This is a genomic window from Bacteroides cellulolyticus (assembly GCF_025567135.1).
In the GTDB taxonomy this organism is placed as follows: domain Bacteria; phylum Bacteroidota; class Bacteroidia; order Bacteroidales; family Bacteroidaceae; genus Phocaeicola; species Phocaeicola cellulolyticus.
The window spans coordinates 1-13447 of sequence record NZ_JAOQJJ010000008.1; the positions used below are offsets into that span (position 1 = coordinate 1).

Here is a 13447-nt window from a genome sequence, read left to right on the forward strand (position 1 = left end):
CGCTGCTGTGCATTCATGTTGTCGTCATCGGCTATACGTTCCACGTCATAGAGCATGCCTATAATGGTCATGGCATACTCCGCCCTGGCCTTGTCATGCATCAAAGCCCTCTCAAAGTAGCGTCTGGCATGTGCCCAACAGCATATGACGATGATACCTTTTATCTTTTCAAGTGTACCATAAGCGGCATACCCGTCCGTCTGTATGGCACCTTGATAATCCTTGAAGAGTTCCAGAGCCACTTTCATACTTCTGGAACCGTCATGATAGAAGAAGAAAACCTGGTTGTTCATCACACTCCGTACCAGCCAAAGATATCCTTTTATTGTCTGATGCTTCTCGTTGTTGATTATAGGTATCGTCGTCTCATCAGACTGGACATAATCGGAAGACAGAACCAGTTCCTTCAACCGGTAATAGGCGGGGCGCATCAGGTCGGCCACTTCATGGAACCAGGCTTCAATAGTGGATGGCGGCAGGCTGATACCTATACGCTTGAACATCTGTATCTGCCGGTAGAACGGAAGATGGTCCACATATTTGCCGACCATAAGTTCTGTAAGCAGTGAAGCACTTGCATAACTCTTAGGTATCGGTTCGTTTTTCACCGGAGCAGTGATAATCCGGTTTGTATCCTTGCGCATGCCTTTGTGTCTGACAGTAACCCGGACATACAGTTCTGCCGGTTTATATTCAAGATGTTCGGAAGTTTCCGTTTCATTAAACAGCACCCATTGGTCCTCATGACCAAGATAGCCCTCCGGATAGATATGTTCTTCCTCACGGCGGAGATGCTCAGGCAGCTTTTGGCGGACGGGAACTTTTTTCTCGTGTTCCCTGACCTTAATCCGCTTATACTCGCTTACCTCTTTTATGGCCTGGCGGGCTGCCTCTTCCTCCTCTGGAGTCATATCCATCTTGTCGAAGTCAAGTTTCAATTGGTTTGGGTCATCAGGGAGTTTTCTCTTTTCAGACATTGCTCCCCAGACTTTCCTCTGAAGATACTCCAGTTTACGTTCCAACGATGCAATACGATTGTCCTTGGATTCAATGGCTTTATCCTTAGCTTCAATGATTTTGTCTTTCTCTGACAGCCTGGCTTCGTATGAGTCTTTCATGGCCTGCAGGTCAGACATTTCTTTAAGCTTCCTTTCTGCCTGCATAAGACGTCGGTACAGGTCATCACGGTCACGAAGGACTGCCTCAAGTGCTATTTTAAAATTTGGATCTTCTGCCATTTTCCGTATCTTTTATTTACTGTAAAGGTACGAAAAACACCTGACATACAGAAGGATTTGAACATTATTTTACTATACGATCACTCCTTTTTAGGAGACCAGCGTGGTGCTCTTTTCGTCTCTGAAAGTGATATACCATGCACTATCAATGTCAATTCTGACCAGTTGATGGAGAGTGAAGCGGAAGAGTCTTCACAGTCAATATCAGACAAACGGAAAGTACCACTCTCAAGTCTCATATTATATATCACCAGCCCACCGTATTCGGCATGGAGTATTTTCATGTTGGTCAATGATTTATTGATAAATATAAATGCATCGCCTTCCTGTACATCCTTACCCATTTTCTCTGTCACGATTCCGCTCAGAGAGTAAAAACTCTTTCGCATATCAGTCGGATAAGGGTAAAGGAAAAAACGATCTGAGTCACTGAGGCAAAACATGGCTTACTGGCATAAAAGGATTAATGACTTTAGCACCTCAAGTGATATTGCACTATTGATACGAAGCGTTACACCATTGGCGTATATAATCTCACATTCTGAATCGCTTTTAGATTCTATCTCTTTTGAAGCAGTAGTAATGTTCAGTTTACCGTTCAGATTGTTCATTCTTACAGGAACAAATCCTTGTGTATCGGGAAGAGCTGAATCGGTTAGTTTCCTACGCCAGTAATAAAATTTACCTTCGTCAAATCCGGTATTGTTACAATAATCCCGGACAGACAAACCAGACAACTTCCAGTCTTCGTATGTCTGCTTGAATTGGTCTAATGTCATATTCTTCATTTTTGTACAATATTGGTTATGGGTACAAAAATATAAAGAATCAAGACTGAGTTCTGACGGGGTTTACTGAATGCTTACCTTGTTTTCATTTGATATGTTTTTTAATTTAACAATTTATATTCTAATCGGAACAAGTATGCACATAATAAATGCACTCTATATTAGTCGCTTGACAAAATATAGAGTGCATTGACTTACGGTTTCTATCTTCAACGTTTTAATTTATATCATTGAGCCCGTCTTTTTACAATTTCCTCTGCTTCAGCCTGCATTTCTTTCAATTGTTTCCAGTCGTCATTAATGTAACGAAACTTCACTAACACATTCAACTGCCTGTCAATGAATCCATATACAGATATTTCCTCATCATCTATCATACCAAAGCCATCTTCATCCATATAATATTGTCCGTCAGGATTAAGCTCCCAACGAATCGAACAGACTCCGTTCCCGAATTTGCCTATGGATATTGGAAATGATGCACGTAAGTTTTTAGCACAATAATATCCATCGCTAGGAATTGTATCCCAATCAATGTCCTTTAATGAAATATGCAACAAATTCTCACAACGATCCATAAACTCATATGCACACTTTATCCGTTGGTCTAACAAAAAACGAGGCTTCCAATACTGTGCAACGACTTCATTTACTAACATCATATCTTCACCTAATTCTTTCGTCTCAAAAGGATATATAGTAAATCTTTCGGAACATAACTCCTTATAGAGCTTGAATGCCTCAGAATTTTTAGGCCCCTCTTTCAATAATTGTTTTTTCCTGAATAATCCTAACCACTTCATACTACATTATTTAATTTGTTTGACATCGCATTTATTAGTAACTATTGTAGCTTTAGATACTTTTACATTATTCAAATTCCACCAATCAGAAAATTCTGTATAAATACAGACATTCATATTGTCTGTCGAGTCATTGTTCTTAACAAAAGAAACTAATTAAATTTACAATTAATTCTGAATTTATTAGTTTATACCTTTTTTATTGTTTGCCTAAAGCGTCAGCTGCCCATTTTAAATACATCGCGGCTTTTTCATCAGCTTTTTGGCATATCGAAGCTGAGTCTTGTAATGATCTAAAGCACTTTCAGCATATCGAGCTTGTGTCTTTGACCGATCTATATCGCCACGTTTTGTATAATATGCCGCTTCGCGCTGATAGCTTTCGGCTTTTTTCAAATAATACTCTGCCTCACGTCGATATCCGTCAGCCTTCTTCTGATAATACTCCGCCTCACGTTGATAATTCTGTGCTTTTTTGATATAGTAGTCATCCTGCGCAAATGTAGACACAGACATTGTTAATAATAATAGAAATAAAAACTGTTTCATATCATTGATTCTCTATTTATAAGCTATAAACATTCATTTGGGATAAATCGCCATACAAAGTTTTTCTTCTCTTCAGTTTCAGATGAAATATGATGTTTAGAAGACTTTAGACATTGATAAAAACTTTAAATTAAACTCTCAATTGCTTGTTTATATATACTCTCAGCTGAAAGTCTTTTACCTTTTAGCAGATACACGTATAAGTAAACCCAATAGTTCCTGTTTGTCCAACTCTGCCCCAACAGTGGATATAGATTCCATCGTCCAATCCTTCTGTAGATTTTCCTATATGTAGATTCGTTGTTCTCCATACTTCGCAACAATCTCACAATAATTCATGAATTCAACGGAGTAGTCTAATGTATCACCAATTATCAATCCCTGTACTTTATTTTTATATTCTTCTTTTATCATATTACTACTTTTAGATTTAGAGTAACAAAAAGGCAGAATCTATCACTGATCCTGCCAAAAACAAATCCTTTTAAAATACTATTATTAAATATCGTTTTATACGTTTAAGGCTGCCTCTGAAGAACTGCTTATGTAAGACTGTATATACTCCTCTTTTCTGAGATGTTAAATGAAACTCACAAAAACCACCATCTTCACCAGGATGTATTATGGGGCGAGGTATTCCATCTTTACTTTCTGTCGAAATGTAGACTTTATTATGTTCATATTCGGTTATACAGTTTACCCTAAAAGCATTCCCACAGGCAATTTCAAATGTTATCCCAACAGATGCATGATATTCTGTTTCCAATATCACATTTATACCTTTGTTAGCTAAAATAATTTTTATTTCAGTTCGTTTTCAGTTGACTTGCTAAATATATGATATCCAAACACATCATATATCCCATCCTTGAGATAGACCTTATAATCCATTTCTATTTTATATGATTTATTAGTTTCCACTTCAAACTCAAAAGGAGTTGAAATAATTCCTGATGGAGCATATGCTGTAATAACATGCTTGCCTGGAGATGTTCTTCGTTTGAGTGTATAACCCTTTATGAAGTTACCAGAACCGATTTCTTTACCATCAAGCATAATCTTATATGTGGCATCAAACCACGGTAGTTTATGCTTTTTCTTATCAAGATGAATTTCCAATAATACAGCTGTGGAAAGTTCTCTTTGATGCATATAAATCATAAGCCCTTCACGTAGCCATTGTGCAAATTGATATGCAGAACAAGATGATGTTAGATTAGATTGTGAAGGAATAATCTGCATTGCATATTCCCTCACCTTACACGTAGACTGTAATGGGAGTTTATCATATCTAAGTTTTCCGAGTCTTTCAACTCGTTTTACAACTTCAGAAGATAAAAGTCTGCGTGACGGACGAAAATAATTACCAACAAAATGCAGAGCCAGGTAAATGTTGTCTACTTGAATTTTCTGAGGCTGCAATTGTTGTAATCCCCATTGAATAACTTCGTAATTATATCGTATGCAAGCAGTATGAAGTAATGCTCTTTGTAAAGTAGAAGCTCCAACATATTTGGCCGCTACATCATCAGCTTCATATTCCATTTGTTTTGCCAGTTTTGAATATGCTTTATTTATACGATTACAAATCCATATGACAAAATAAGTAAATAATAGTAACTGTACTTTCAACTGCTGCTGCCATGTACTCTCTTTTTTCATTTCCTTAATGGAGACAAATGATTGAGAGAATTGTCCTACTGTATAAACAGATATAGAATTCTTCATTTCCTCCTGAGCATAATGCCCAAACTCGTGATAGAGCATTGCTCGAATCTCATCATCATCCATCTGTGTTAAGAACCCCAAACCAACAACTAGATTCCTCTTTGGTTCAAAAAGTATATTTCGCAATTGTGGCTGAATGAATACCGCAGCAGTAGCATCCGGACAAATATAAACTTTACGAATAGGCGACAGATTTAGAGATGTCGTAATTTCGTTTATAATTGCGAACAGTGCAGGATATTCCTGTTCTATTATAGGTTTGAATGTCTTTGGTAAAGAGGTCTTGAAACGAAATGATTTTATCATTTCCCACAGCAACAGACCTCCAGCCAACGAAATAACCGTAAATTGAAGTGGTAATTCGTGATCATTGTGATAACAGATTACATAGTATCCGAACCATAAAGAAGCCAAAGCAACTAATACAAAACAACAACAGCCGATTATGTAAATCATAACCGACTTATTGATACTTTGCTTTAATTCTTCGACTTTACGATTCATTATTCATCATCTTCTTCTATTTCCTCGTCTGCTGTTTCATCAGCATTACTATCTCCTAAGAATCCAGCCATAGCTAATGACTCATACGTTGGTCGTATTGAAGCTGCCGCAACATTATCCCATGAAGGGAGTGAGATAACATTATCCGTTGGAAACTCATCAAGAGCCTTACGAGATACATTTAACACTTCCAGGGTGTCAATATCCATAGCAGCATCAACTCTTGCTGAATTTTCCTCTGAAAGCATACCTTCGAGATATGCAGCCAGTTCTTCGTCTGATATTTTATTGAACTTAGCCATAAGCCTCTATTTTTTCATTAAACAATGTTGCTGCTCGCATCGCAACCAAAAAACACTCCTCGAAAAGCGCATCAGTCATATTAAACAATACGTCCTTACGCTCATCAATGGTTGCGTTCCCATCGAGAACTCGTCCTAGTAACTCAAAGTTATTAGTTTGAATTGAATTATTTTCCATATCCTATTGCAACCATTTGTTTTTGTAAACCTTTTCGCACTCTATTGTAACGAGTGTAAACATATCCAGCAAATTGCTCCTCTGTCTTTGCTTCTGTGGTCAGTGAGGGATCGCTTGCCAAAACAACCCTTGCCTCATCAAGAATATCTCTAGGTTTCTCTCCATCTATAAGAATACGCTGAACAAGAAATCTATCAAATGGTTGTAACCTTTTAATTATCTTATTGAGATCTTCCATAAATAACGAATCGCCATTACTATCATCTTGTAAATTCTTAACAAGAGTAATATTCTCATCCAACGGCAACAATTCCTTATCACGCTTATGTTGAAAATAGCGTGAAGCAATAATTGTCACATATGAATTCAAAGAACAGGTATATTTGAATATCCTTAACTTGTGCCAATCATCGGCTGAGAGGAACTCATAGAATTCTCCAATAAGTTCCTCTGGCGTTTGTTTATACTGACAGAAATATTGTCCAATATATATCAACATCGGTTTACACCGCACAAAAAAGAAATCTTTTATTGTGCGGTGATTGCCAATGATTAAATTGTTTACTATTTGTTGATCTTTCATAATTATTATTCAACCATATTGCAACTCTTGATTTAAATTATTCAGACAAATGTTTAGCGTACAGTGATATGATAGTGCTTTTGCTTTTCTCAAGTAAGCTTCCAATTTTAGGGTGCCCCCTTTTAGACGGGCACCAGCAGGCACCCGTCAAAAAAAGAGTCCACAAATTTAACGATTATTATTTGCATATTGTCATGGGAAGAAGGTTTTCGTAATCCGTTCTTCCCTTTTTTAATTCCCTGAGCAGCCTGCAGAAGTAATCCCTGAAGGAGACTCCTGCCTGTTTGCATGTTTCTATAAAGGTATTATAGATTGCGGAGTTCTGTATTCCCTTCACACTTCCGAAAAGCAGGCTGTTCTTTCTTTGGACAGTGATTGGCCTTATCGCTCTTTCCGCCGCCATATTGTCTATGGAGTATTCACCGTCGTTTCTGTAGGCGAAGATCCGGTTCCAGAAGTTCTTCAGATAGTTAAGGGCCTTGCTCATAAGTTCGCTTCGGCTCTCATCCGGATTTGCCAGCAGATCATAAAGTTCCGTCCTTATCTTGTCGATGATTTCCGTCGTTTCCTTACTGTTCCTTCTGCGGTAAATCTCGTCCGCAGTGAGTTTTTCCCGGCGGTAAGTATCTTCCATGCCGTATAATCTTGCTATCAGTTCAAGGAAGATTCTTGCCTGCAGGCTTCCCTGGTCGTAGGCATACTTGAACTTTGCCCTTGCATGAGCCAGACAACACAGATGCTCCACATCAACAAGTTCATCATCAAGATACATATAGACATTGTAGCCGTCGCTCTGCAGCGACTTGATTTTAGAGTCGCCAAGAAAATCCTTAAGTACGTTCCGGTTCCTGCCTCCATGTTTCTGCATGCCTTTATCATCCGTTGTATCCTCGTAGAAGAAGATGACTATACGGGCTTTCCTGTTTACAAGACACCACATGTACGTCTTGCGCTTACAGTCGTAACTCCGGTAACGAAGCCATGTCTCGTCCACATTCACGTTCGCACCGTCCTGAAGGGCAATCTTCTTGAGTGCGGGTATCAGCTTGTTGAGCTGCATTGCACCCTTGTCGGTCCAGTTCAGCAGGTTCTGGACAGAAGTGTTCCAGTCCATATCCGACAGACGGTTCTTTGCCTCCCTGTATGCAGGTGTTGACATCTGGAAGCGGTTGAACATAAGATACGAGAGCATGTCTGCCGTAATGCTTGTACCCGGTACTATCTCATTGTAGAGGTCAGCCCGGGCGTCATCTTTCATGGGAAGGAACATGCTTTCAATCCTGCCGTCGGCATGCTTCACCTTAAGCACCTCAAAGTGATGTTCTTCAATGTGGCTCACGATATTTCTTATTTTACGGTAGCTTGATGATATCACTACAGAGCCCTTAGGGAGCATCGTATAATCGGACCTGTGTATTATCGGAGTGCCTACACAATCCTTGTTGTATCTCATTCCTCTTCTATACGGTCTTTCCTTGGAAAGAGGAGTGGCCAGAGCATCCCGCGTGTCGCATGATGCGGCAGGGTCTGACTGTGGGACTTCGGTTGTCGGAGCAGTGGGAGTTCCGTCAAAATCATCCTTGTCGTCATGCTTTCCTTTCAGAACCTTCTTGCGTCCTATACCCTTCAGACTTTTGGATGAAGCGTATGTCTGGGCGTTCATAAGGGAAAGACGCTCGACAAGGGCATTATGCTTCTTCTCAAGCTTTCTGTATTCCTTCAGCTGTATCTTATATTCAAGAGAGACCTTCTCGGCCTTGCTGTTTGCCTTAAGCAGGGCATCTGTAAGGGAGTCAATCTTACGGTTGGCCTCCTTCAGGTCTTTTCCTATTTCATCAAGTCGTGCTATCATTTCATCAAGCTGCCTGCTCTTGCTCTGATTCTCCTCAAACAGGAACAGGGCGAACCTCCTTATCTGCTCATTATCCATACCTTCAAGGGGTGTATGCTCCTTCTCGGGTCTGTCCATCATCTCTTCAAGATGCTTGCGTCTGAGTGTATTTTCTATGAGTTCTTCCAGTTCCATGTTCTCTAAATTTTATGTAAAGATACTCATTTTCAGTGAGACATACAAATATTCAGAGAACTTTTATCGCTGATTTTCAGAGTTTTATCATTAAATTCTTATGCTAGTTATTACCGGAGTTTCAAGTATCGTGACCAGGTCTTTCCAGTCTATCTTATATACTGTTACATCGTCCTTACGTTCTATTTTCATGAACTTATAACCCTTTATGAAGGACTTCTCATGAAGGTAGTAGGCATTGCGCTCATAGTGTATCATACGGACCTTACGATGGTCTTTCGACATGAACATGTAAACATCGCCGTTCAACGGATCACGGTGATACCTGCCGCGGATTATCTCACTTATACGCCGGGCCTTGCATCTCATATCGTGAAGTTCAGGAAGATAGTAGAAGTTGTGAAGGCCGTTTATGCTCAGCATAAGCCCTCCAGTTTCTCTACCAGTGTTTTCAGCCCCTGATAGTCTAAGCCTTTCTTCTGAATGCACAAGCCCTCACGGGTTCTTATCGTTACCATGATGCTTCCTCTATGGGGAGATGTACGTTTGGGGGTGTCTTTAGCAACATCCTGCCGTTCTTCATTGCCTGTCCGAATCACCTCTTCCGGAATCCCTTCCACCTCTACAGGTACAACCTTTTTCTGTGTCTTCTTGAACCAGTCATAGAATGCCGTGTAAGGAATGTTGTTGCTGATGCAGAATGAGTTGATGGAAACTCCTTGGGGTTCGCCCTCGGTCTTGTAGAGGAACCACAGTCTTTCAAAATCTTTTTCGCTAAACATAATCTTTCAAGTTTTAAGTTTAGCACGAAGGTATGGGAAAGAGCCATACTAGTCAATACGTCAATTTTGGAAGCTTACTTTTCTCAAATTTTACATAGCAGCGTCCTTGTTTACGCAGGTTAGAAATAATTACTCTCTTTCACCTGTTCCGTAACAAGTTCCACATTGCAAAGAGCCTGAACCAAGACACAACCAACATTGAGAGTAGAACATACCGTATCCCCAGCCACCTTGCCCCATACACTGGGTACAAGAAACGCTTCCAGATCCATGACAATTATTACAAGTTCCACCCTGAGTAATATGTATGCGAGTTCTTATATTATCTTCTGAAATAGTCACATATCCGCTACGATACTCATCGGAGTTGCTATATGCTTTAATCTTTATTTCATCATCATTTGTTGATACGGAAAGAAAATCAGAATATTCTACTGTATAATCACAACCATCAGTGTCTACTGTAATTGTTTCTCGACCTCCGTCCTCATCAAAATGAAGAGATGTCTTAGATGTTTTTATATAAGTTGCTTGTCCTTTCTGCAGTATTACTACCTGAGCAAGAAAATCTCCACTTTGAACTGTTATGGAGCCCTCTCTATTATGCCCTGTTAGATTCTCCTCAGCCTTAATGTTGAAACTTTGTTCATATTCCTCAACCTCAATCCAGTCTGGGATATGGTTAATTACCCATACATAACCATCATAGTCGACATCAACAACTGTTTCACCACCATTCTTGTCCGCCACAAGCATATTAGGCTCCACTCTCAGATATGTAGCAGCGTTCATGATATAGTTAAGCAGAACAACAAAGCCGATTACTATGACGATAAGAGTAATCAATATCACTTTCCATATTGATCTTTTTTTCTTTCTTTTAGGCTTCTGCCGATTCTCTTCCGAATCATATGGGAGAGTATCTGGCACATACACCAAAGTTTGTCCACACTCGGTACAGAAATTAACCGAATCAGAAAAAGTTATCTTACAGTTCTCGCAACGCTTCATGTTAATAATTCATCTTATTTTTTGCTATTTCAGATAGTCCCATATTAATCAGGATGAGAACAACCACCCATACTATAAAGGTTAAAATTATAGGTAGTAGATAAATGTCTGCTCCAATATTTGACAAAGGAGAGTCCCACAATGCATGTAACAAGATAGGAATTGCAAATAATCGCAAGAATTTCCCGTTTGTCAATATATTACTAGATGTCTCGCCACATTCCTTTGCAGCAATAACCATTGCTGCTCCTGTTATTGCTGCCCATGCGATATGACCACCTGGAGTTAGAAATCCTCGTAAAAATATCACATCAAGCATCATATCCCATCCACCTGCCAACAAATAATTCATTGCATAACCAGCGGATTCGAATGCCGCAAAGCCAGCACCTACAGCTGCACCTATAAGTAGTCCTGGCAGAATGTTTTGCCGGGCAAGTTTCTTGATAAAATAATATACAATTACCGCTTTGCCGATTTCTTCAATAAGCCCCACCAATAATGCTCCTATAAAATCAAGTTCACTAACTCCAATAATAGAAAACAAAAATAGTGTAGCCACCAAGGACGCACAGCCACCAACAAGAAATATCAAAGCAATATCATACAGACTTATGTTTCTATAGGCATTAACTTCAAGAAAAAGGATTAAGCCTGATAATGGAACAGTAAAAGCCCCAACAACAATCAATCCAGGAATGGCATTGGTGTTTCCAAATACAGCACAGCAGACATATAGTAAAGAAAAGGCTACTGCAAACATAAAAAACACCCTACTATATAGCCAAGGATGTGGCCATTGTTGAGACACGCTATCTAAGGTAGGTGTTGTTGTCTTTGTTCCACATATAAATATATTCTCAGCCTCAGATTTGGAATGTTTCTTTAGAACATCAGTAAATAACACTTTCCAGTTCAGATCAGCAGGTCTATCATTGCCCACATAATCATTTATGTGATCAACCCAAGATGGATTAGATGTATTCTGTGAAGATGTTGATGTCATTTGAAATGCTTTTCCACATCCACCACAGAACTTTGCATTGTCATCGTTGCAATGCCCGCAATTACCACAATATTTCATTTAAATTATTTTATTCTATAATAAATTAAGCAAAGCGCTAATAATCATCAAAACGCCTATTACTTTAACAATTTTCTCTATAATTCCATCCAAGTTAAGCCAAACAGGCACTTTATCAATAAGAATCCAGCCGATAATGATTCTCACGGCTACATATAATAATACCGACATACTATTGTTACATTTATATATCTAGGGAAATAATACTAATAATCCTTTTATAATTGAAAGGACACCTAGTAGTTTAAAAGCAAATGATAATATTCCGCTATTTCTAAATAAATTAGGAACCTTTGATAATAAGAAATAACCAATTATAATATAAATAATAGATGTAAAGATTGCTGTGCTATTAATCTTTTCACGACCATAATCATAGTCATTTACATTCGAATTGTCATTATTGTTATTATGATTTCCGTCATTGATATCAGAATCCCAATCAAAATTATAATCAGGATTATCCCTCACATTATCGTCATCAACGATTGTATGATCATTGCCGTTGTTGTCATCTGTAAGATTGTCATCATTTGTGTTATTCTCACTGACAAACACATCAAAAACAGGCCGCTGTGAGTTTGAAATAGCTTTATCTCTGTACATTACGTCAGTCTTTTCAAAAGTTTTATTTGAGATAGTCTCAAAGAGCTCTTGCCAAGTTATGGATTCATTAGTATTCTGCAGTGTTGAGATGAAATAATAAGAAAGAAATGACCCGTCTCTACTATTGCACCACCCATATTCTCCTGGAGAAGCTGCTGTAATACACACATTGCCGTTAACTTCATTAAACAATTTTTTTATGACATTTGCTGATATTATTCCTGTTTTTCCAGCAAATCCTTCCGCGTTTTGTCGTGTAGGCCTATCATAATAAGAATTACAACAGTCTGCTACTATTATCTGAAATCTGGCTCCTTTTGACTTGATTATATCAACAACTCTTGATACTTTTATCCATTCGTCAGCATAATTGCTTCCTAAACACATTCTTGGGAATTTTGAGGTGTCACTATACGAACGTCCTCCATGTCCCGTGTAAATAAAAAAGACAATATCTCCGTTACATGATAAATTGTCTAAATAATTATTAACATTTTGTGGAGAACAGTCGTTACCGATAAAACGATTATATTTTACATCAACACCTTCGTTAGCAAGAACCATCTTCAACTCAGAGTATAGATAATCATAATAAGATACATCTATCATCATTGATTGGCCAATACTACCATCTGTAGTATTGCCAAATAGTACCATATGTAGTTGAGTATTAGCAATGGCATTGTTCAAGAAAAAAGAAAATACGAATAAAAGTAAATTTTTTTTCTTCATATAATGATAATTTGAATATAACTAAATTATAGATTATAAAGTAATTCAGATAGTTTATCTGGGTTATACATCAACATTACTTTATGGATTTTATCATTGAGATAGAATCTAACTTCAGCATTTAAAAAGGAATAAACAATAGAATACTCGTTTTTTAATTCATCCTTATAACTTAATTTTACATTTGGATGGAATAAACCTAATGCTATATTCTCGTTTTTTTCTATATAAAAATCTGCATTCATAAGCTCTTTAAATTTTCTTTTACTGAGCTTATTTTCTTTATTATAGATATAGTCATCAAGAACATCTGGATTACCATCTTGCTTGATTTTTTCAATCATGCATATTGTAATATCCTTATATGAAGTTTGATTTTCGAAAACGATGTTTAAGATACACTCTTTTTCTTTTTGGGGTTGTTTATTCATTGTGCAATCGTAAATTATCAAGCCAATACATATACATCCATAAAGTATGGCGAAAATTCTTATTGCCCAATCTCCAAATTTACTGTTCATATGATTTTAATT

16 protein-coding genes are annotated in these 13447 nt (G+C 38.0%); all 16 read right to left on the minus strand.

The window, feature by feature from the left end:
- Positions 1 to 1238, minus strand: a 1238-nt coding sequence (tnpC, locus tag OCV82_RS09000) for an IS66 family transposase (RefSeq protein ID WP_154044117.1), incomplete at its 3' end; no start/stop codon positions are given.
- Positions 1239 to 1318: 80 nt separating this feature from the next.
- Positions 1319 to 1681 carry an IS66 family insertion sequence element accessory protein TnpB gene (gene tnpB / locus OCV82_RS09005; protein WP_154044118.1) on the minus strand — a complete coding sequence of 121 codons (363 nt, stop codon included), beginning with the start codon at positions 1679 to 1681 and terminating at the stop codon, positions 1319 to 1321.
- A 3-nt stretch (positions 1682 to 1684) separates the two neighbouring features.
- Positions 1685 to 2017 (minus strand): IS66 family insertion sequence element accessory protein TnpA, encoded by a 333-nt coding sequence (gene tnpA / locus OCV82_RS09010; RefSeq protein WP_235329819.1) that lies wholly within the window; start codon positions 2015 to 2017, stop codon positions 1685 to 1687.
- A 236-nt stretch (positions 2018 to 2253) separates the two neighbouring features.
- Positions 2254 to 2829 carry a hypothetical protein gene (locus OCV82_RS09015; RefSeq protein WP_154044120.1) on the minus strand — a complete coding sequence of 192 codons (576 nt, stop codon included), beginning with the start codon at positions 2827 to 2829 and terminating at the stop codon, positions 2254 to 2256.
- Positions 2830 to 3060: 231 nt separating this feature from the next.
- The gene (locus OCV82_RS09020) at positions 3061 to 3339 is read right to left on the minus strand and encodes a hypothetical protein (RefSeq protein WP_262543347.1); all 279 of its coding nucleotides are present in this window, start codon (positions 3337 to 3339) and stop codon (positions 3061 to 3063) included.
- 840 nt (positions 3340 to 4179) lie between these two features.
- Positions 4180 to 5610 (minus strand): M48 family metallopeptidase, encoded by a 1431-nt coding sequence (locus tag OCV82_RS09025; protein WP_154044122.1) that lies wholly within the window; start codon positions 5608 to 5610, stop codon positions 4180 to 4182.
- The gene (locus OCV82_RS09030) at positions 5610 to 5912 is read right to left on the minus strand and encodes a hypothetical protein (protein WP_154044123.1); all 303 of its coding nucleotides are present in this window, start codon (positions 5910 to 5912) and stop codon (positions 5610 to 5612) included. Before OCV82_RS09030 ends, OCV82_RS09025 begins: the two co-directional genes overlap by 1 nt.
- Complete coding sequence (locus OCV82_RS09035) at positions 5905 to 6090, minus strand: hypothetical protein (protein WP_154044124.1); 186 nt, start codon at positions 6088 to 6090, stop codon at positions 5905 to 5907. Before OCV82_RS09035 ends, OCV82_RS09030 begins: the two co-directional genes overlap by 8 nt.
- Positions 6080 to 6673, minus strand: coding sequence for a sigma-70 family RNA polymerase sigma factor (locus tag OCV82_RS09040; protein ID WP_154044125.1), 594 nt, complete (start codon positions 6671 to 6673; stop codon positions 6080 to 6082). Before OCV82_RS09040 ends, OCV82_RS09035 begins: the two co-directional genes overlap by 11 nt.
- Positions 6674 to 6851: 178 nt before the next feature.
- Positions 6852 to 8699, minus strand: a complete 1848-nt coding sequence (gene tnpC / locus OCV82_RS09045; protein ID WP_154044126.1) for an IS66 family transposase — start codon at positions 8697 to 8699, stop codon at positions 6852 to 6854.
- A gap of 90 nt (positions 8700 to 8789) precedes the next feature.
- Complete coding sequence (gene tnpB / locus OCV82_RS09050; RefSeq protein WP_154044127.1) at positions 8790 to 9122, minus strand: IS66 family insertion sequence element accessory protein TnpB; 333 nt, start codon at positions 9120 to 9122, stop codon at positions 8790 to 8792.
- On the minus strand, positions 9116 to 9481 hold the full coding sequence (locus OCV82_RS09055) for a hypothetical protein (protein WP_154044128.1): 366 nt from the start codon (positions 9479 to 9481) through the stop codon (positions 9116 to 9118). The genes tnpB (OCV82_RS09050) and OCV82_RS09055 overlap by 7 nt, the downstream gene beginning before the upstream one ends.
- A 129-nt stretch (positions 9482 to 9610) precedes the next feature.
- Positions 9611 to 10411: a BACON domain-containing protein gene (locus OCV82_RS09060; protein ID WP_262543352.1), complete on the minus strand. Its 801-nt coding sequence runs from the start codon at positions 10409 to 10411 to the stop codon at positions 9611 to 9613.
- An 82-nt stretch (positions 10412 to 10493) separates the two neighbouring features.
- Positions 10494 to 11576, minus strand: a complete 1083-nt coding sequence (locus OCV82_RS09065) for a PrsW family intramembrane metalloprotease (protein ID WP_154044130.1) — start codon at positions 11574 to 11576, stop codon at positions 10494 to 10496.
- 192 nt (positions 11577 to 11768) lie between these two features.
- A complete protein-coding gene (locus OCV82_RS09070) occupies positions 11769 to 12914 on the minus strand; it encodes a caspase family protein (RefSeq protein ID WP_154044131.1) in 1146 nt (381 codons plus the stop codon).
- Between the two features lie 26 nt (positions 12915 to 12940).
- A complete protein-coding gene (locus OCV82_RS09075) occupies positions 12941 to 13435 on the minus strand; it encodes a hypothetical protein (RefSeq protein ID WP_154044132.1) in 495 nt (164 codons plus the stop codon).
- Positions 13436 to 13447 lie beyond the last annotated feature (12 nt).